19 protein-coding genes and 1 pseudogene are annotated in these 19,506 nt (G+C 73.0%); 11 read left to right on the top strand and 9 right to left on the bottom strand.

Annotated features, from left to right (window positions below):
* Positions 1–45: 45 nt before the first annotated feature.
* The 4 genes from ACN6LM_RS05030 to ACN6LM_RS05045 form a co-directional block, all read right to left on the bottom strand.
* Positions 46–1,281, bottom strand: a complete 1,236-nt coding sequence (locus tag ACN6LM_RS05030; protein ID WP_445064046.1) for an ROK family protein — start codon at positions 1,279–1,281, stop codon at positions 46–48.
* Between the two features lie 89 nt (positions 1,282–1,370).
* Entirely contained in the window at positions 1,371–2,021 is a 651-nt protein-coding gene (locus ACN6LM_RS05035) for a DUF305 domain-containing protein (protein ID WP_445064047.1), read from the bottom strand.
* Complete coding sequence (locus ACN6LM_RS05040) at positions 2,018–2,683, bottom strand: DUF3105 domain-containing protein (protein WP_445064048.1); 666 nt, start codon at positions 2,681–2,683, stop codon at positions 2,018–2,020. Before ACN6LM_RS05040 ends, ACN6LM_RS05035 begins: the two co-directional genes overlap by 4 nt.
* A gap of 93 nt (positions 2,684–2,776) precedes the next feature.
* A complete protein-coding gene (locus ACN6LM_RS05045) occupies positions 2,777–3,196 on the bottom strand; it encodes a hypothetical protein (RefSeq protein WP_445064049.1) in 420 nt (139 codons plus the stop codon).
* Between the two features lie 127 nt (positions 3,197–3,323).
* On the opposite strand from ACN6LM_RS05045, the gene ACN6LM_RS05050 reads away from it, so the two are divergent.
* On the top strand, positions 3,324–4,178 hold the full coding sequence (locus tag ACN6LM_RS05050; protein ID WP_445064050.1) for a phospholipid scramblase-related protein: 855 nt from the start codon (positions 3,324–3,326) through the stop codon (positions 4,176–4,178).
* A gap of 165 nt (positions 4,179–4,343) precedes the next feature.
* On the opposite strand, the pseudogene ACN6LM_RS05055 reads toward ACN6LM_RS05050, so the two are convergent.
* Both ACN6LM_RS05055 and ACN6LM_RS05060 read right to left on the bottom strand, forming a co-directional pair.
* Positions 4,344–4,544 (bottom strand): annotated as a pseudogene (locus tag ACN6LM_RS05055) (VOC family protein); the annotation flags it as partial.
* Complete coding sequence (locus ACN6LM_RS05060) at positions 4,466–4,957, bottom strand: VOC family protein (RefSeq protein WP_445064051.1); 492 nt, start codon at positions 4,955–4,957, stop codon at positions 4,466–4,468. The pseudogene ACN6LM_RS05055 and the gene ACN6LM_RS05060, both read right to left, overlap by 79 nt.
* Before the next feature lie 179 nt (positions 4,958–5,136).
* Here ACN6LM_RS05060 and ACN6LM_RS05065 point away from each other — a divergent pair, with 179 nt between their 5' ends.
* The 8 genes from ACN6LM_RS05065 (at position 5,137) to ACN6LM_RS05100 (ending at position 13,774) form a co-directional block, all read left to right on the top strand.
* A complete protein-coding gene (locus tag ACN6LM_RS05065) occupies positions 5,137–6,816 on the top strand; it encodes an FUSC family protein (RefSeq protein ID WP_445064052.1) in 1,680 nt (559 codons plus the stop codon).
* Positions 6,813–7,319: a MarR family winged helix-turn-helix transcriptional regulator gene (locus tag ACN6LM_RS05070; RefSeq protein ID WP_445064053.1), complete on the top strand. Its 507-nt coding sequence runs from the start codon at positions 6,813–6,815 to the stop codon at positions 7,317–7,319. The genes ACN6LM_RS05065 and ACN6LM_RS05070 overlap by 4 nt, the downstream gene beginning before the upstream one ends.
* A gap of 344 nt (positions 7,320–7,663) precedes the next feature.
* Entirely contained in the window at positions 7,664–9,283 is a 1,620-nt protein-coding gene (locus ACN6LM_RS05075) for a sensor histidine kinase (RefSeq protein ID WP_445064054.1), read from the top strand.
* The gene (locus tag ACN6LM_RS05080; RefSeq protein ID WP_018100234.1) at positions 9,280–9,687 is read left to right on the top strand and encodes a roadblock/LC7 domain-containing protein; all 408 of its coding nucleotides are present in this window, start codon (positions 9,280–9,282) and stop codon (positions 9,685–9,687) included. Before ACN6LM_RS05075 ends, ACN6LM_RS05080 begins: the two co-directional genes overlap by 4 nt.
* Complete coding sequence (locus tag ACN6LM_RS05085; RefSeq protein WP_018100233.1) at positions 9,684–10,055, top strand: DUF742 domain-containing protein; 372 nt, start codon at positions 9,684–9,686, stop codon at positions 10,053–10,055. Before ACN6LM_RS05080 ends, ACN6LM_RS05085 begins: the two co-directional genes overlap by 4 nt.
* A complete protein-coding gene (locus ACN6LM_RS05090; protein ID WP_445064055.1) occupies positions 10,036–10,650 on the top strand; it encodes a GTP-binding protein in 615 nt (204 codons plus the stop codon). The genes ACN6LM_RS05085 and ACN6LM_RS05090 overlap by 20 nt, the downstream gene beginning before the upstream one ends.
* A 92-nt stretch (positions 10,651–10,742) precedes the next feature.
* Positions 10,743–12,284, top strand: a complete 1,542-nt coding sequence (locus ACN6LM_RS05095; protein ID WP_445064056.1) for a cytochrome P450 — start codon at positions 10,743–10,745, stop codon at positions 12,282–12,284.
* 137 nt (positions 12,285–12,421) lie between these two features.
* Positions 12,422–13,774 carry a 6-phospho-beta-glucosidase gene (locus ACN6LM_RS05100; RefSeq protein ID WP_445064057.1) on the top strand — a complete coding sequence of 451 codons (1,353 nt, stop codon included), beginning with the start codon at positions 12,422–12,424 and terminating at the stop codon, positions 13,772–13,774.
* Here ACN6LM_RS05100 and ACN6LM_RS05105 read toward each other — a convergent pair.
* The 3 genes from ACN6LM_RS05105 to ACN6LM_RS05115 form a co-directional block, all read right to left on the bottom strand.
* Complete coding sequence (locus ACN6LM_RS05105) at positions 13,769–17,149, bottom strand: DUF4132 domain-containing protein (RefSeq protein ID WP_445064058.1); 3,381 nt, start codon at positions 17,147–17,149, stop codon at positions 13,769–13,771. The two genes, ACN6LM_RS05100 and ACN6LM_RS05105, sit on opposite strands and share 6 nt — an antisense overlap.
* 125 nt (positions 17,150–17,274) lie before the next feature.
* On the bottom strand, positions 17,275–17,709 hold the full coding sequence (locus ACN6LM_RS05110) for a hypothetical protein (protein WP_445064059.1): 435 nt from the start codon (positions 17,707–17,709) through the stop codon (positions 17,275–17,277).
* Positions 17,703–18,161 (bottom strand): ATP-binding protein, encoded by a 459-nt coding sequence (locus tag ACN6LM_RS05115; protein ID WP_445064060.1) that lies wholly within the window; start codon positions 18,159–18,161, stop codon positions 17,703–17,705. Before ACN6LM_RS05115 ends, ACN6LM_RS05110 begins: the two co-directional genes overlap by 7 nt.
* A 205-nt stretch (positions 18,162–18,366) precedes the next feature.
* Between ACN6LM_RS05115 and ACN6LM_RS05120 the strand changes: the two genes are divergently transcribed.
* Complete coding sequence (locus ACN6LM_RS05120) at positions 18,367–19,227, top strand: helix-turn-helix domain-containing protein (protein ID WP_445064061.1); 861 nt, start codon at positions 18,367–18,369, stop codon at positions 19,225–19,227.
* Positions 19,227–19,463, top strand: a complete 237-nt coding sequence (locus tag ACN6LM_RS05125) for a DUF397 domain-containing protein (protein ID WP_164398581.1) — start codon at positions 19,227–19,229, stop codon at positions 19,461–19,463. Before ACN6LM_RS05120 ends, ACN6LM_RS05125 begins: the two co-directional genes overlap by 1 nt.
* Positions 19,464–19,506 lie beyond the last annotated feature (43 nt).

Genomic DNA, 19,506 nt, shown 5'->3' on the forward strand with positions numbered 1-19,506 from the left:
GGACGCGCTACGCGTCCGCCCCCCTCTCCCTTGCCTCTTCACGTCTCAGGCCATCGCCGGACGCGCGTACGCCACCGGGTCGGCCAGCACATCGGTCATCACCAGCGCCGCCGCGCCCCGCGCCGCGTCGCCCGCGACCGACGAGGCGCGCAGCCTGCCCCCGCCGGGCGCCCAGAGCCCGGACACCACCCGGCCCGTCAGCTCCTCGTCTGCCGGTGCGGCCAGCCACGGCATCAGGTTCCGGTAGATCCCGCCGAGCACCACCGCGTCCGGGTCCAGCAGATTGACCGCCCCGGACAGCACCCGCCCCAGCATCCGCCCGGCCTCCGCGACCGCGCCGACCGCCCGCTCGTCGCCCGCCCGCACCCGCTTCTCCAGCTCCGCGACCCCGAGCCCGCCGCCCCCGTCGACCCCGGCCGCCCGCAGCAGTGCCGCCTGTCCCGCGTACTGCTCCAGGCAGCCGCGCGAACCGCACCGGCACTGCGGACCGCTCGGGTCCACCACCACATGGCCGATCTCCCCGGCGAAGCCGTGCGCCCCGCGCAGCAGCTCCCCGTCGATCACCAGCGCGCCGCCCACGCCGATCTCGCCGGTCAGATAGAGGAAGCTGCGGATGCGCTCCAGGCCGCCGAACCACAGCTCGGCCAGGGCCGCCAGGTTCGCCTCGTTCTCCGAGCGGACGGGGAGCTCCTGGTGGCCCGGGTGCTCGGCGGTCAGGGCGGCGGCGAACAGCTCCTCCGCCGGGACCTGGTTCCAGCCCAGGTTCGGCGCCTGGCGCACCGCGCCGCCCGAGACCAGGCCCGGCAGTGCCAGGGCCACGCCGACCGGGTGCAGCTCCTGCTCCCGCGCCGAGTCCAGGGTGCGCGCGGCGATCCGGGCCGCCCGTGCCAGCACCTCGGCGGGCGGGGTGCCGCGATTGTCCAGGTGCTCGGTGAGGCGGACCCGGCCGGTGCCGGCCAGATCGACCACGCACACCGACACGTAGTCGATGTTGACCTCGACCCCGAGCCCGGCCGGTCCCGTGCGGGCTGTCCTGAGGGCGGTCCCGGGGCGGCCGGCCTGCCCGCTGAACGTCTTGCCGGACTCGGTCAGGAACCCGGTTTCGAGCAGCTGTTCGACCAGTGAGGACACGGCGGCCCGGGTCAGCCCCACGCGCGCGGCGACACCGGCCCGGGTCGCCTCGTCCTCGTCGCGGACGGCCCGGAGGACGAGGCTCAGGTTGCTGCGCCGGACGGTGTCCTTGTCGGCCTTGGGCCCCAGCGGCGTGAGGTTGCTCTTCATATCGGACCCGAGCCTATGCGATTCCGTACGCCAGTACGGTCGCGATCCGGGCGAACCGGGCCCCGCGTGACGGCGGGACCCGGTTCGTCTCAGGAAGCGGACGCCCCGCGTTCCTCGAGCATGTCGGCCATGAGCGCGATCTCCGACTTCTGGGCCAGGGCCATGCCCGACGCCAGGTTCCTGATCTCGTCGGTCTTCGCCGCGGAGGCCGCCGCCTGCGCCATCTCCGCGCCGGCCCTGTGGTGCGCGGTCATCAGCTTCAGGAACAGGATCTCGGCGTCCCTGCCCTTGGCCTTCCGCAGTGCGTCCAGTTCGGCGTCGGTGGCCATCCCGGGCATCAGCGCGCCGTCACCGCTCGGGGTGAAGGTGTGCCCCATCCAGGCCATGGGCGGTCCGGGGGAGCTCTTCGCGCGGCCCCACATCTCCAGCCATCCCAGGAGCATGCCGCGCTGGTTGGCCTGGGTGTTGATGATGTCGAACGCCAGCCGGCGCACCGCCTCGTCCGAGGTGCGGTCGCGGACGATGAACGACATCTCGACCGCCTGCTGGTGGTGGACCGCCATATCGCGCGCGAACCCCACGTCGGCCGAGGACTCGGCCGGGGCGGACGCGGAAGCCGCAGCCGCGGGCGCCGACGTCGAAGGACGTACGAAGGTCAGCGCGATCAGGGCGAGCGCCAGCAGCAGCACCGCCCCACCGGCCAGCACCAGGGGCCGCGAGGTGCGCGGGGCGGCCGTCACTTGGCGATCCCGCCGGTGCAGGCGGCGCCCGGCTCGGGTGTCTGCGGGCCCTGCACGTACTTGGTGAAGAACTGCGCGACGCGGGCGTCGGTGGCGCTCTTCACCGCGAGCTGCTTCCCCCAGGCGCTGAGCATCAGCGGCGCCGCCTGGTCCTCGACCGGGCTCATCAGCGAGTACGGCGTGGACGACACCCGCGCGTTCAGCTTCTCGACGTCGGCGGGCTTCGCCTTGCTGGTGTACGTGACCCACACCGCGCCGTGCTCCAGCGAATGGACGGCGTTCTCCTTCGGTATCGACTGGGTGTACACGTCACCGTCGCAGTTCATCCACACCGGGTTGTGGTCGCCGCCGACCGGCGGGTTCATCGGGTAGTCGACCGCCTTCTCCACATGGTTCTGCGTGAGCTTGTCCCAGCTCTTCTCGCCGGTCACGGGCGAGGTCTTGGCCTCCGCCTCGGCCTTGTCCTGTTCGTCGGCCGCGTTCATCAGGTAACCGCCCCCGACGACGAGGCCGGCGACCACCAGCACGCCGACGGCGAGCGTGATGACGCGGGAGCGGCGCTCGCGGGCCCGCTCCTGACGGCGGGCCTCCTCCAGCTTGGCGCGGCGGGCGGCGGCGGGGTTGTTCTGCTTGCCGGTGTTCTGCTTGTCGGCGGAAGCCATGACGGGTCCTCGGGTTCATAGGATCGTGAGACGGACTGCGTACGGCAGGGGGAGCCGCCACCCGGAAACGGGCACGACGCATCCCCGGCCGTCCTAGGTCCGCTGAACCTGAAGGCGCAGGGGGTCGACCTCGCCGACCGCGTCGTTGGAGGGGCCCCGGATCGTCCCGCCGCCGGTCAGGGGGCGGTGCGGGAGAAGCGCCACGGCAGTCGAGGGGACCGCCGCCGGGCCCGGCTGGGCGGGCAGCACGACGGGCGCCGAATGCTGCGAGGCGTCGTGGCAGGAATCACCCACGCCCCGGTCGCCGGGGGCGTCGGCCACCACGACCCGGACCACCGTGAGGTCGGCCTGTGTCGCGAGGGCCGAGGCGGGGGCGAACTCGGGGGAGGTGTGCGGGCGTACGGACTGCGGCGCGCAGCACGAGACGAGCGCGACCAGGACGAACAGCCAGGCGAGCACGACCGGCGCGCCGGTGCCGCGCAGCCGCTCCGGCCCCTCGCTCACCCTGTTCATCCCGCACATCGTACGCGGCGCGTTGAAGATTCAAGCAGTGAGCGGGAAGAACACGGGAAGAGGCGGTGAGCCTGTGGATCCACGGGCGAGCGGTTCGATTCCGGCCATGGCGGGATAGTGTGCCCCGGTGACCACGCACTCGAACGTATCTGCGGGCTGGTATCCCGATCCGCACGGCGCCCCGCAGTTGCTGCGCTACTGGGACGGCTCCCAGTGGACGGAGCACACCCACCCCGCGGGCGATCAGGCCCAGGCCCCCGCGCAGCCGCAGCCGCAGGCCCAGGTGCCGCAGCAGGCGGCGCCGCAGCAGGTGGTGCCGCAGCAGCCCGCGGCCGTCCCCCAGCACGGTGCGCCGCAGAACCCGCAGGGCGGCGCCCCCGGTGGCTCGCTCTTCGATCAGCAGGTCCTGGTGGTGAACCAGAAGGCCAAGCTGATCGAGGTGACGAACGAGTACCGCGTCTTCGACCAGCACGGCAACACCATCGGCTCGGTCGTCCAGGTCGGCCAGGGCGCCCTGCGCAAGGTGCTGCGGTTCCTCACCAGCATCGACCAGTACCTCACCCACCGCCTGGAGATCCGCGACGCGCACGGCCGGCCGCAGCTGCTGCTGACCCGCCCCGCGAAGTTCATCAAGTCCCGGGTCCTCGTGGAGCGCCCCGACGGTCAGCCGGTCGGCGAGATCGTCCAGCAGAACGCCATCGGCAAGATCAACTTCGCGATCATGGCCGGCGGACAGCAGATCGGCGCGATCAAGGCCGAGAACTGGCGTGCCTGGAACTTCGCGATCGTCGATCACAACGACCAGGAGATCGCCCGCATCACCAAGACCTGGGAAGGGCTCGCGAAGACGCTGTTCACGACGGCGGACAACTACGTCCTCCAGATCCACTACCAGCTCCCCGAGCCGCTGCTGAGCCTCGTGGTGGCGACGGCCCTGACCGTGGACACCGCCCTCAAGCAGGACGCCCGCGGCCTGGGCTGAGTCCCGGACCGGAACCCGTTGCGCTCCCCGTACGAAGCCGTACGGGGAGCGCAACGGGTTCCGGGTGCCGCCGCCCGACTCCACGTCGGCGGCCCGGCGGACGCCGAACGCGGCGCCCTGGGCGTCCCGGACGACGGCCACCCGCGGACCGTAGGGGATGTCCGTGGGCGGCGTCAGCAGCTCACCGCCCGCGCTCCGCGCGGCGGCGGCCGTCGCGTCGACGTCCGCGGAGGAGGAGTACGGCAGCCAGTGCGACGGCACCTGCGGCGGGAACGTCCCGCCCATCGTCAGCGGACCGCCGAAGTCCTCCCCGCCGACGCCCCGCTGCGGGTACGACTCCGAGGCGCGCACGGACCAGCCGAACACCTCGGCGCAGAAGGCGAGTGCCGCTCCCGCTCCCGGGCGAGCGGCTCGGTCCAGCCGAGCGCGCCGGGTGCGTCGAACAGGTCGGCCCCGGCGAACGCGCGCCCCTGCCGGAGCGAGAACACCGCACCTGCGGGGTCCGCCACCACGGCGAACCTGTCCTGGTCGAAGACGTCCATCGGGCCGGTCGGCAGCGAGCCGCCCGCCGCCGTCACCCTCGCGACCGCCGCGTCCGCGTCGTCGGCGGCGAACGAGACCGTCCAGGCCGGCGGCCGGCCCGGCTGGGGGAGCGGGCTCAACGCGGCGACCCGGGACTCCCCGGGACGGGCGAGCGTGTAGCCGCCCGCCTCCTCGCGCGGATCGGTATCGCAGCGCCAGCCGAACACGGCCGCGCAGAACGTCTCGGCCGCAGGCACGTCGAGGGTGCTCAGGTCGATCCAGCAGCGACCGCCGGGGCACCGGCGCGGTGAGCTTCCTGCGGGAGACGCCAGGACACGCCCTGGGCCCGCGCACCCCGTCCGGTCATCGCAGCGGGCCCGCGGCCGCAGTGTCGATCCAGATGTTTTACTTGTGTAATACCTGTTAAAGTATCTGGGTGAGTGATACAACCATCGAGTCCCGCCGGCCCGCCGTCCGCAAGCTCCCGCTGACCGGCCCACTGCGCCTGGCGCGGCCGTCCGACATGTGGTTCAAGCCCGCCACCAGCGTGGTCGTGGCCACCGCGATACCCAACCTGGTGCTCCTGGCCTTCGGCCGGCTCGACCTGGTGATGTACACGATGGCCGGATCGCTCTGTGCCCTGTACGGCCACAACCTCCCGTACGCCCGGCGCGCCGGCACCGTCGCCGGGGTCGTCCTCGGCATGACCGCCGGCCTCGGCGCCGCCCTCGTCGTCGCCTCGCTCACCGGATCCACCGCCGTCCTCATCGCCGTCGGCGCGCTCCTGGCCGCCGGCCAGAAGCTGCTCTGCGACGCGACCCGGATCGGGCCGCCCGGACCGGTGATCTTCACCTTCGTCAGCTCCGCCGCCCTCTTCGTCCCCCAGACGCTCGCCCAGGTCCCCGGCCACCTCGCCCTGACCCTCGGCGCGGGTGCCGTCGCCTGGCTCGTCGCCGTCGTCGCCCCCGCGCTCGTCCGCCGCGACGGACCCGAGCGCCGGGCCACCGCCCGCGCCCTGAACGCCGCCGCCGCGCACGCCGCCGCCCCCGGCCACGCAACCCGCCGCGCCGCCGTCGCCGCCGTGCACGCCGCCTGGCAGACCCTCCTCGCCGCCGGCCGCCCCACCCCGGCCCGCCGCGCCCTCGAACGCCTCGTCGTCCACGCGGAGACCTCGGTCCTCGCGGCCACCCCCGACCCCGCCGACGCCGGCCGGCTCCGCGAGTGGGCCCGGCTCACCCGCGCCCGGGGCCCCGTGCCCGCACCGGCGCCCGCCCCCGGCACCGGCGCCGAACTCTTCGGGCTCGACGCCGAACGCGCCGCCCTGGCCCGCCGCCCGTTCCGCGCGCTGCTGGGCCGCGTCGCCCCCGGCTCCCCGCTGCTCCCGGTCGCCGCCCGCACGCTCGTCGGCTGCGCCCTGGCCGGATACGTGTGCTCGGCGGTGGGCGTCGGCCGTCCGTACTGGGCGATCGTCACCGCCGCCTCGCTCTACCAGGCCAACGTCACGCTCTCCTGGAACCGCACGCTCCAGCGCACCCTCGGCAACCTCATCGGCGTCCTGGTCTTCGCCGCCGTCCTGCCGGTCGCCCGGACCGCCCCGCTCGCCCTCATCGGCTTCTGCCTCCTCTTCGCCTTCTCGGCCGAGGCGCTGATCACCCGCAACTACTGGCTCGGCTCCGTCGCCGTGACCCCGATGGCCCTCCTCGTCCTGGAGTACGCGGGCAGCCACCCGGCCGGTGAGCTGATCGGCGACCGGGTCCTGGACACCGTGATCGGCGCCGCCGTCGGCTTCCTCGCCGCCGTCCTGGTCACCAACCGCCGCGCCACCGGCCGCGTCGAGCGCGCGCTGGCCGACGCCGAACGCGCCCGCGCCCACGCCGTGCAGGCCCTCGCCGCGCCCGGAACGGAGCCCGCCGCCCTGGACGCCGCCCGCCGCCGGCTCACCGGCACCCTGGTCGAGCTGCGCGAGGCGGACGACACCGCGGCCGGCGAGTGGTGGCAGCCTGCCCTGCCCCGTGAGGCGGTGCTCGCCGCTGAGCAGGCCGGACACCGTACGCTCGCGGCGACAGCGAAACGGCGGGGACTGCTCGTCCCCGCCCAGGAGAACGGAGCGGTGTGACCGACGACATCGTCGCCTCGGTGGTCCGGCAGTGGCAGGCCGTGAACCCGGAACTGGACACCGGGCCCATGGAGCTCATCGGCCGGATCAACCGCTGCTCCGCGCTGCTCCAGCAGGCCGAGGACGCCCCGCTGCGGGCGGCCGGCCTGACCCGCGCGGAGTTCGATCTGCTCGGAGCCGTACGCCGTACCGACCGTGAGCTGACCCCCGGTGAACTGGCCCGGGAGACCTTCTCCTCCGGCGCCGCCGTCACCAAGCGGCTGCGGGTTCTCCAGGAGCGCGGCCTGATCGCCCGGCGCGGTGACGAGCGCGACCGCAGGGTCGCCTACGTCCGCCTCACCGACGAGGGCCGCGACCTGGTCGACGGACTGCTGCCCCGGCAGCTGGCGTACGAACGCGCGGTGCTCTCCGGCCTCGACGCCGAGTCCCGTGACCGGCTCAGCGCCCAGCTCAGCGAGCTCCTGGTGCAACTGGAGGGGCGCATCGGCGGCGCCCGCCGCTAGGGCCTGATCCAAGGGAAGGCCCTGGAAGGTTTTCCCGGCGCCACTCGTACGGGCGCCTTCGTTCATATGTGCCCATCTCTCGCCCTGTGGGCCGATTCTTCCTCATTCCTCCGCCCCGTCACTCCCCGCACACGCTCGAAGGCGGTGCGTGTAAAAACTCGTGAGCGTACTACCGCGGGAGCGCTCGCGCAGGGGGTTGGTGGAATGTGCGAAAGCGCTGATTCGATCTGACTAAGCTCACGCGCAGTGAAGTCGAGTTGAGGTGAATTCGCGCGCTTGTTCTCTTCGTTCAGACAAGCGCCGAATCTCCGGAATACATCCCGAATCAACCGCCAGAGGTTCAGATGGCCCGTGTTGAATCACCGCCGGCCGGCCGGGAAGCCCCCGTCGCCCGCGCCCTGTTGCTTCCCGTCGTCGTGATGGCGGGGGCAACCGCCGCCGCGGCGGCGCTGGTTGCCGAGCCCGCGCGGATAGCAGTCGTCTGGTGCGGAGCGTTCGCCACCGTCGTGGTCGCCGCGCTCGCCGTGGAGATCGCCCGCCGCGGCCGGACGATCCGCCGCCGAAGCACCGAGTACCGACAACGCGTCTCCGCCCTGGAACGGCGCATCGCCGAGCACGACGAAGAGACCGTCCGCATCAGCAAGGAGCTGCTGCCCTCCGCCATCCACCGCCTGCGCGTGGGCAATTCGCCCGACGAGGTGCTGCGCGACGTGGTGGACTCCGACCCGGTCTACCGTCACCTGCCCGATTCCCAGCGCTCCCTCGTCTACACGGTGCTCGACATCATCGACAACGAGGAGGCGACCCGGGACTCCGCGCAGCGCGCCTTCGTCAACGTCGCCCGCCGCGTCCAGGCGATCGTCCACCGCCAGGCCAGTGAGCTCCGGGAGATGGAGGAGCACCACGGGCGCAACCCCGACGTCTTCGACGACCTGCTCCGCATCGACCACGGCACCGCGCTGATCGGCCGCCTCGCCGACTCCATCGCGGTCCTCGGCGGCGCGCGCCCCAGCCGCCAGTGGCCCAAGCCCGTACCGCTGTTCAGCGTGTTGCGCGGCGCCATGTCGCGCATCCTGGAGTACCCGCGCGTCGACCTGCACTCGATCGCGAAGGTCGCCATCATCGGCACCGCGGTCGAACCGCTCATCCACGCCTGCGCCGAACTCCTCGACAACGCCACCCGCTACTCGCCCCCGCAGACCCGGGTGCACGTCACCGCGGTCGAGGTGCAGACCGGCATCGCCATCGAGATCGAGGACGGCGGCGTCAGCCTCAGCGAGGAGGCCCGCACCCGCGCCGAGAGCATGCTCGCCCGGGCCCAGGCAGGGTCCAGCATGAACGACCTCGGAGAGTCCCCGCGCCTCGGCATGGCCGTCGTCGGCCGCCTCGCCCGGATGTACGACCTCCAGGTCTCGCTGCGCCAGTCCGCGTACGGCGGCGTGCGCGCCGTACTCATCGTGCCCCGCGCCATGATCACCACCGGCCCGGCCCCCGGCATCGCCCACGGCATCGGCGCCACCTCCCGGCCCACCAGCGACATCGACCTCGACGACATGAAGCACGTCGTGCCGCCCCGCGGCAAGCGCCGCAAGCCCAGCCCCGTCGCCGCGCGCCCCGCGACCGGCCCGGTGGTCTCCGAGTCCCGCCCGGCCGCCCCGGCCATCCCGGCCGTCGCCATGCAGGACGACGTGCCCATCGTGACGGAGTGGACCGCCGGCGGACTCCCGCAGCGCCGCAGCCGCGGCCGCGCCCCGCTCGGCTCGCACAACCTCCCCGCACAGGCCGCCGACCCCACCGCCGGTCGCACCAACGGCCACGGCTACGGCCCCGGACAGGGCAACAGCAAGGAACCGCCCCCCGGCATCTGGCTGGAGGCGTTCACCAAGGCCGCCAACGGCGTGCCCCAGGAGCCAAGGGCCGGCGAAGACTCTGACGACGCGTGGGACAAGGGAGATCAGCGGTGATCCAGCAGCGGGGCAACATGGACTGGATGCTCAAGGAACTCGCCGACGACGTCCCGGACATCCACCAGATCGTCGTGCTCTCCGCCGACGGACTGCGCATCGCCCAGCACGGCGGCGACCCCGACGTCGCCGACCGGCTCGCGGCGGCCTGCGCCGGCCTCCAGAGCCTGGCGGCGGCCGTCGCCTCCGAGATCCCGTACAGCGACGGCCGGATGAGGCTCGTCGTCATCGAGGTCACCGGCGGGTTCTTCTACCTGATGGCCGCGGGAGCCGGCGCCTACCTCGCGGTGCTCGCGGGTGAGACGGTGGACGCCGGGCACGTCGGGGCGCGGATGCGCGACATGGTCGTCCGCATCGGCGGCCATCTCACGAGCCCGCCCCGCCACGACGGGCAGGCCGGATGAATTCTCCCCGACGAGAACGCCGCAAGGCCGACCCGGCGCTGAGCGACCCGGAGAGGCTCTACGTCATCACCGGCGATCCCGACGGCAGCGAGCGGGCAGCGCTCGACCTGGTCACGATGATTGTCTCGAAGTCGGAGCCGTCACCGACGGTCCAGCCCGAGCAGGCCGTGATCCTCCGGCTCTGCCAGGCCCCGTTATCCGTCGCCGAACTCTCCGCCTACCTCAGCCTGCCGTTCAGCGTGGTGACCTCTCTCCTCACCGAACTCCTCGCCACCGGTCTGATCGAATCGCGCGCGCCGATCGTCCGCGCGACCCTCCCGGACCGTTCCCTCCTCGAAGCGGTGATGCATGGACTTCAGAAACTCTGACACGATCACGGGCCCCCGCAGCGAGGACGTCCTGCCCACCACGGCCACCGCCGCGGTGAAGGTCGTGATCGTCGGAGGGTTCGGGGTCGGCAAGACGACCATGGTCGGCTCGGTCAGCGAGATCCGGCCGCTGACCACCGAAGAGACCATGACGCAGGCCGGTGTCGGCGTGGACGACAACTTCGGCGTGGAGAGCAAGACCGCCACCACCGTCGCCATGGACTTCGGCCGGATCAGCATCAGCGAGGAGCTGGTCCTCTACCTCTTCGGCACCCCCGGCCAGGAACGCTTCTGGTTCCTCTGGAACGGCCTCTTCGAGGGTGCCCTCGGCGCCGTGGTCCTCCTCGACACCCGCCGGCTCGAAACCAGCTTCGACGTCATCGGGCGCCTGGAGGAGCGCGGGGTGCCGTTCGTCGTCGCCATCAACACCTTCCCCGACGCCCCGAAGTACCCCGTCGAGGCGCTGCGCGGTGCCCTGGACCTCTCGGAGGAGGTCCCGATAATCGACTGCGACGCCCGGCTGCGCGGCTCCAGCCGCGATGTGCTGATGACCCTGATGCGCTATCTGCACAGCGTCGCCCGCCCGCTCGGCTGACCCCTCCCGCGCACCCTTCCCGAACCCGTTCCGCGCGTCCCCCACCGCGCCCCCGACCGTCCGGCCCCCGAGGCCCGACCCCTGGAGCGATCGTGACAACCCCCTTCCCCTACGAGCACGGCCAGGTCCCGCCCCCCGAGTGCCCGGCCCACGGCCTGGGCATCGGCCCCGGCGGTCTGCGCCGGCTCTACGGCCCCGAGGCCGAACAGGACCCGCTCGGCCTGTACGAGAAGCTGCGCGCCGAACACGGCACGGTGGCCCCCGTTCTCCTGCACGGCGACGTGCCCGCCTGGCTGGTCCTCGGCCACAGCGAGAACCTGCACATGACCCGTACGCCCTCGCAGTTCTCCCGCGACTCGCGCCGCTGGCGGGCCCTGCAGGACGGCAGCGTCGCCCCCGACCACCCGCTGGCACCGATCTTCACCTGGCAGCCGATCTGCGTCTTCGCCGACGGCGCCACCCACGAACGCCAGCGCGGCGCGGTCACCGACTCCATGGCCCGCATCGACACGCGCGGCGTGCGGCGCCACGTCAACCGGTACAGCAACCGGCTGGTCAACGGCTTCTGCAGGCAGGGCCGCACCGACCTGGTCGCCGAGTTCGCCGAACGGCTGCCCATGATGGTCATGTGCGCCATCCTCGGCATGCCGGAGGAGTACAACGACCGCATGGTCGAGGCGGCCCGCGACATGATCAAGGGCACCGCGACCGCCGTCCAGAGCAACGCCTACGTGGTCGGAGCGCTCACCCGCCTGGTCGAGCGCCGCCGCCGCGAACCGGCCGACGACTTCGCGACCTGGCTGGTCGAGCACCCCGCGGACATGAACGACCAGGAGGTCGCCGAGCATCTGCGGCTCATCCTGATCGCGTCCTACGAGGCCACCGCCAACCTGATCGCCAACGTCCTGCGCATGGTCCTCACCGACCCGCGCTTCCGGGCCCGGCTCAGCGGCGGCCACATGACCGTCCCCGAGGCGGTCGAGCAGACCCTGTGGGACGAGCCGCCGTTCACCGCCGTCTTCGGCCGCTGGGCCGTCGGCGACACCGAACTGGGCGGGAAGCACATCAAGGCCGGCGACGCCCTGATCGTCGGCATCGCGCCGGCCAACACCGACCCCGTGGTCCGCCCCGACCTGGCCGCCAACATGGAGGGCAACCGCTCCCACCTGGCGTTCAGCGGCGGGCCCCACGAGTGCCCCGGACAGGACATCGGCCGCGCCATCGCGGACGTCGGCGTGGACGCCCTCCTGATGCGGCTGCCCGACCTCGAACTCGCGGTGGACGAGCACGAGCTGCGCTGGGTCGGCAACTTCATGAGCCGTCATCTGGTCGAACTCCCCGCCGAATTCGCCCCCCGCTCCCCGCAGGACGACCGGGAGCCGCCGTCCATGGGCCGGCCCAACGCGGCCCGCCAGGACTGGGAGGTCCAGTCCGCCGTACGCCACACCGCCCCGACCCCCGTCCGCGCCCCCCTGGACGGGGCCCACGCGCCGTCGTCCGCCGCCCCGGCCGGGGCGACCGCGACGGTCGACGGATCGGCGGAGGCGCTGTCCGGCCGGGTCCCGCGCCAGCGCAAGCCCGGCGGACCCGCCCGGCTCTGGCGCGTCGTGACCCGCTGGTGGAGCGGCGACTGAGGTCCGCGCGACGACAGGGCGGCCCGGTGGCGGGCGGGCGGATGACGACGCCCCTGCCACCGGGCCGCCCCGCGACGGGTCCCGCGGGCCCGGAGATCCGCCGGACGCCCCGTGGGTGCCACGTACCATGCGGAAGCGTGAAGCTGACAATTCTGGGCGGCGGCGGATTCCGGGTTCCACTGGTGTACGGGGCGCTGCTCGCCGACCACGCCGAGGGCCGGGTCACGGCCGTCACCCTCTACGACACGGACCGCGACCGGCTCACCGCGGTGGCCCGGGTCCTCGCCGAGCAGGCCGGATCCGTCCCGGACGCGCCCGCCGTCCGCGCCACGACCGACCTGGACGAGGCCCTGCGCGGCGCCGACTTCGTCTTCTCGGCGATCCGGGTCGGCGGCCTCGCGGGCCGGGCCGCCGATGAACGCGTCGCGCTCGACGAGGGCGTCCTCGGCCAGGAGACGGTCGGCGCGGGCGGCATCGCGTACGGGCTGCGCACCGTACCGGTCGCCGTCGACCTGGCGCGGCGCATCGCCCGGCTCGCCCCGGACGCCTGGGTCATCAACTTCACCAACCCGGCCGGGCTCGTGACCGAGGCGATGTCCCGGCACCTCGGCGACCGCGTCATCGGTATCTGCGACTCGCCGGTGGGCCTCGGCCGCCGCGTCGCCCGCGTCCTCGGCGCCGACCCGGACCTGGCCCGGGTCGACTACGTCGGCCTCAACCACCTCGGCTGGGTGCGCGGGCTGTACGTCGACGGCCGCGACGAACTCCCGCGCCTGCTGGCCGACCCCGGGCTGCTGGGCTCCTTCGAGGAGGGCCGGCTGTTCGGCGCCGACTGGCTGCGCTCGCTGGGCGCGATCCCCAACGAGTACCTGCACTACTACTACTTCAACCGGGAGGCCGTCCGCGCCTACCAGGAGGCCGCGCAGACCCGGGGCGCCTTCCTCCGCGAGCAGCAGGAGGGCTTCTACGGCCGCATGAAGGACCCGGCGACCCCCGCCCTGGCCACCTGGGACCGCACCCGCGCGGAGCGGGAGGCGACCTACATGTCGGAGAACCGGGACGTCGCCGGGGCCGGGGAGCGCGAGGAGGGCGACCTGGAATCCGGCGGCTACGAGCAGGTCGCCCTCGCCCTCATGCGGGCGATCGCCCGCGACGAGCGGACCACCCTGATCCTCAACGTCCGCAACAGGTCCACCCTTTCGGTCCTGGACGCGGACGCCGTGATCGAGGTCCCCTGCCTGGTCGACGCCAACGGCGCCCGCCCCGTCTCCGTCGAGCCCCTGCCGTATCACGCGGTCGGCCTGGTCACCTCGGTGAAGGCCGTCGAGCGCGCGGTCCTGGACGCCGCGGCGAGCGGATCGCGCGCGGACGCGGTCAGGGCCTTCGCCCTGCACCCCCTGGTCGACTCGGTCTCCGTGGCCCATCGCCTGGTGGACGGCTATGTGAAGGCGCATCCGGGGCTGGCGTATCTGGGTGCCGTACGGTCATGACACCGCGTCCTCGGTGAGTGCGGTCAGGTCGGCCAGCAGCTCGGAGGCGGTCACCGCGTCCAGGCCGTCGAACCACAGGTCGTGGGGGCGGCGGTGCCAGTAGTCGGACGGTTCGACGTCGAGCCAGACGGTCTCCAGGGTCTGCTCCGGGTAGGCGTCGACCGCGCCGACCGCGATGCCCCCGTCCAGGGCGATCACCAGGTGGCAGCCGTCACCCAGCCGCTTGGAGATCCAGCGCTCCACGCCGTTGTCCTCCGGGTTCCCGCGTTGCCAGCCGTACCGCTCCAGGCCGAGGACCTTGCCCGTGGGCACCTTGATCCCCTCGAAGCGCCCCAGGCGGTGGCCGGCGGCCTCCTCCTCGGTCAGGGCGTACACCGGGCGCCCGAGCTGCGGGAACGGCTGCACGATCCCCTGGTCCGCGAACACCTCCGACCAGGCGGCCACCGCCTCTTCGCCCAGCCGCAACGGGTGGGGCAGCCGCACGGCCGCACCCTCGGGCAGGGCGAACGCGCCGCCCCCGGCGCCGGCGAAGGCGCGGTCCTCCGCCACCCGGAACGCCGTGCGCACCCCGTCCGCGTCGCTCACCCACACCAGCCGGCGCACCAGGTGCCACACCAGCGGGTGGCCCACGAACAGCTCGGTGAACTCCCGCGCCGTCCACGAGCGGTCCGCCAGCATGGCGGCCTCCAGCCGGCGCACCTGGTCGGAGGCGATCGCCCGCACCTCCTTCTTCAGGGCCAGGAAGCGCTTGCGCTCGGCCGGAGCCAGCTCAGGATCGTCCTTCGCCCCCGGCTTCGGCAGGTCCTTGCGGAGCTTGCCGTCGCCGTCCTGGACATAGGGCCGCAACTGCTCGTCGAAGCCCACGGTGAACGTCCGGCCGCCGTAGTCCACGACCGTGCGGCCGTCCGCGTCGAGACCGAGGTCGGGGACCAGCCGGTCCGAAAGCTGTTCGCCCGTCAGGCCGAGCCCCGCCGCGACCTCGGCGATCTTCTCCGTGGCCCGCACCTTCAGGGCCTTGAACTTCACGCGCTGCGCGATGCCGTGCAGCTGCAGCAGTGCCACGTCGCTGCCGATCGCCGCCAGTGCGTCCAGCCCCTCCACCGCCCGGTGATGGGCGTTCTCACCGGGCCAGGCGCGGATCACCGGGGTCAGCCGGTGCACCGTCCCGTCGTCGCCCAGCAGACCCAGCGCGTGCAGCGCCCACGCCTCCTTGGCGGGCAGCAGCGCGGCACGCCACTGCTCGAAGAGCGCCCAGGCGAACTCCGCCGCCGAGGCCGCGTCCACGATCCCGAGCGCGTCGGCGAGCCCCGGATACGGCTCGCCCGGCTTGGACAGGGCGAGCATGGTCAGCAGATAGCGGACGGACTCCTCCGGCAGCGCCCCGCCCGACGCGACCGCGATCTGCGGCAGCAGCACGGGGGCCGCCCACTGCGGCAGCTCCGGCATGACGGCGGGCAGCGCCCGCTCCAACGGATCGGCGGCCAGCAGCCCGGCCACCGCGTCCGCCGCCTTCTCGCCGTACCCCTCGGCGGCCTCGCGCACCACCGCGTCGCCGTGCAGCCCGGCGATCAGCAGCAGCGCCTGCTCGGCGGCGCGCCGGGCGGCCCCGGCCTTGCCGAGCGCGTCCGGCACGAGCAGCGGCGCGGCCCGCACGCCGTGCCGCTCGAACCACGCATGGGCGACGGCTGCCGTGGACTTGAGGCGCACCGCCCAGTCGGCCATGAGCCGGGCGACCCGCGCGTCCACGTACGGCATCAGCAGCGGGGCGAGTGAGCCGGGCCGGCGCGACACGACGCGGAGGAGCAGGGGCAGGGCCCCGAGGCCGAAGCGGGCGGCGACCGGCTTCAGCGTGTCCGCGGCCTCCCACACATCGGTCGGGTCCCAGGTCTCGAGCAGGGGCGCGACCCGCTCCTTCGGCCCGTGGACGTAGACCCAGGCGGGGCGCAGGTCCGACGAGCCGAGCCCGTAGCGCAGCGAGTCGAGCGTCTGGTCCCAGTCCTGCACCGCCTCGCGCCGGGTGTACCAGCTGCTGGTGGCCGCCCACTCCTCCCGCTCACCGGCCTGCCAGAGCGCGGCCTTCCCCGTGTCCGCCGTGAGGCCGGTGACGGTCCTGGGCCGGGCCGCGGTCCGCTGCCGGGTCCACGGCGGTGCGGTGAGCACGGCCGGAAGGACGTCGGCGGGCGCGTCCGCGACGCGGCCGGCCGGATGCAGCAGGGGCTCCACGACGGCCGCGAGGTCGTCGTCCAGCGTCGGCAGCATCTGCTCCGCGAGGGTGCGGTGGTGGGCGAGGTGCGTGCGCAGCAGGGCCGACGGGGAGGCCGCGAACTCGGCCCGGTCCCGGGCGTCCGCGGCGAGCAGCCGCAACGCACGGGCCGGATAGCGGTCCATCGCCTCCAGGAGGGCCGGGCGGACCTGCTTGTCGTCCGAGTGCGCGAGGAGGGCCCCGAAGGCGTCGTCGGTGGGGAACTCCACGAGCGCCTCGGCGAGCTTCTTCATCCCGTCCGCGTAGAAGTGTCCCCGCTGCAGCTCCTTCGTGAGCATGGGCACGATCGCCGTGCCGATGCCCTCGGCGGCTGTGGCGATCACGGCCGGAGTCCGGACGAATCCGCGCGTGTGGCGGTAGAGCGCCGCCTGTTCCGGCGAGTCGAGCGTGCAGAAGACCAGGGAGAGGAGCCCGGGGTCGAGCTCTCCGGCCGTCCCGGGGACGGCGCGGAGCTCCGCGACCCAGTCGGACTCGCTCGGTGCCAGGTAGGCCGTGACGATCTTCCGGTGGGCGTCGGTGCGGCAGGCGGACAGCGCCTCGACGGTGGCCCGGTAGGTCCCGTCGTCCGCGACGGCGAGCAGGGCCCGCACCCGGTCGGCGGCGATCCGGCTGTAGTGCCCGGACAGGGTTTCCTGTGCCGTGGGCGCCGCTTCCAGCCAGGCGTCGGAACGGTGCATCCCGCTCTGCGTGTAGTGCACCCTGACCATGAACAGCTCGACCGCGGCGCGGGCCGCGAACGGCAGCCCGTGCAGCCGCGTCCAGCTGTCCGCCCACGCGTTCGCCGGTGGGTCGTACACCCCCACCATGCGCGCCACCGCAGCCGCGCCCGCGGGGGAGGGCTCCCCGCCGAGATGCCGCCGGACCTCGGCGACCAGGGCGGCGTCGCTGCGCGGCGCGTCCAGGTACTCCTGGATCCAGGCGTGCTCCTCGGCCGTCCGCTCCGCGACCGCGTCGACCAGCTTGCTGTCCGCCCGGGCCGGCTTCGTCGCGATGCCCCCGCGCCGGGGATGGACCAGGCGCCGCCAGCTGTCAGGAAAGACGAACGTGTCCTCGTCCGTCCCGGTCTTCTCGAACTGCGACGCACCGCCCTCGAAAGGCTCCACAGAACGCACAGGCCCGCCCCCTTCACACCCGTTGACCCCGTATTCCACGGGTTTCGATCAGTGGTTCCACAGTAGAACCGACCACTGACAACGCAGGGTGGCCGAGGCGGGGAGAGGCCGGGGGCGCGGCCGGATCAGGGGGCGGAGACGGCCGGGGGGCCGTACGCCTGGGTCCACGACGGTGTCACGCCCGTCACCTGGCAGACCATCAGGAACAGCGGGATGGGCGGGGTGTAGGGCGTGCGGCTGTCGGGCTGATGGATGAGCCGGGGCCGTACCGCGGGCACGCACGCACCGCGCGCGTACGACACCTGCTCGGGCCAGTCGAGGTCGAGGTCGGAACCGGCCGGGACGATCCACCACCAGCGCTCGGCGTCCGCGAAGACGCAGCCGGTACGCGGCAGATGGGACATCAGGCGGAAACCGTGGCGCGCGGGTACCCCGACCGCGTCGCAGCCGAGACTCGCCGAGAGGGTCGTGGGCAGCGGCAGCTGGACCCGGCCGGGGGAGCCGACGGGCTCGCGGGAACGGCGGTGTGCGAGGAAGTGGTTCATGGCGTTCTTCAGCATGTGTGCTCCGAGCCGTGCGGCAGTTCTGCCCAGACGATGCGGCCCGAGCCGTCCCCGGCGTCGCGCGAGCCCCAGGCGCGGGCCAGTGAGTCGACGAGCAGCAGGCCGCGTCCGTGCTCGTCGTCGGCGCCTCCGCCGAGGCGTGGCCCGTCCGGCTGGTGCCCCTGGTCCTGCACGGAGAGGCGCAGCCGGCCGCCGAGGCACCGCAGTTCGCACAGCACCCGTGCGCTGCCGGTGTGCACCACCGCGTTGGTGACCAGTTCGGAGACGATCAGGACCGCGGCGTCGAGGGTGTCCCCGCCCGTTCGCCAATCGCCGAGCCGGGCCTTCGTCAGGCGCCGGGCGACGGCGACCGATTCGGGATGCGCGCGCAGCGCGAAGCAGTATCGGAGCGCTTCGGTCCCCGGGCCGGTCTCCACGAGCCGGGGGATGAGCGCACTGCCAGGTGCCACGACCGAATCCTCACAGTGGGGGCTGCGTCACGCTTCGCGATCTTCGAAAAGGCCGCGGGCGCGACAGGTCAACTGGTTTCGTTCCCCAACTCTCCCCCTGTCGTGAACACTTGGCAAGGGGCACTCTGAAATTTCCAGAGTGGATGTGTCCATGGCGGCGACCGCATGGCACACTGCACGCATACAGCGCAGGGGGAGGTCTGAAGTGAGCGAACCGCGGTCCGCCCCGACCGTGGGCCAGGTCGTTCTCGGCAAGCGGCTGCAGGATCTGCGGGAGCGTGCCGGCATGGGCCGGGACCAGGCCGCCAAGGTGCTGCACGTCGCCCCGGCGACCGTACGCAGGATGGAAACCGCCGAGGTCGCCCTCAAGATCCCCTATGTGCAGCTGCTGCTGCGGGCGTACGGGATCTCGGAGGCGGAGACGGACGCCTTCGTGGAGCTCGCGGAGGAGGCCAACAGGCCCGGCTGGTGGCAGCGGTTCCACGACGTCCTGCCGGACTGGTTCTCCATGTACGTCAGCCTGGAGGGCGCCGCGAGCCTGCTGCGTGTCTACGAGCCCCACTTCGTGTCCGGACTCCTGCAGACCGAGGACTACGCGCGCACCGTGATGCGCACCGGGGCCGTGGGCCAGGTCAGGACCGAGGACATCGAGCGCCATGTGGCGCTGCGGATGGAGCGGCAGGCCCTGCTGACCAAGCCGGACGCCCCGCGTCTGTGGGTGGTGATGGACGAGACCGTCCTGCGCCGCCCGGTCGGCAACGCCGACATCATGCGCGCGCAGGTGGACAAGCTCCTCGAAGCGACGTCGATGCCCAATGTGACGTTGCAGATCGCGGAGTTCTCCACCGGCCACCACCCGGGGACGTACGGGCCGTTCGTGCTGTTCCGCTTCGCCGTGCCCGAACTGCCCGACATGGTCTACAGCGAGTATCTGACCGGGGCCGTCTACTTCGACGCGCGCCCGGAGGTGGCCTCCTATCTCGAGGTCATGGACCGCATGGCGGCCCAGGCCGCGACGGCACAACGCACGAAGGAACTCCTCCGGGACTTCCGCAAGGAGCTGTGATGACACCCATATACAACGGCATGCCGGCCGCTGACCTCGGCTCCGAAGGCTGGTACAAGCCATGGAGCGGCGGCAACGGCGGTACCTGCGTCGAGGCCATGAAACTGGCCGACGGGAGAATCGCCATGCGCCAGTCCGCGGACCCCGACGGTCCGGCCCTCATCTACACCCCCCACGAGATCGCCGCCTTCATCCAGGGCGCCAAGGCCGGCCAGGCCGACTTCCTGCTGACCTGAGCCGCACGTCGGGGCCGCACGTCCGCGCACGCCACAATGGACC

It is taken from the genome of Streptomyces sp. SAS_281, assembly GCF_052542855.1.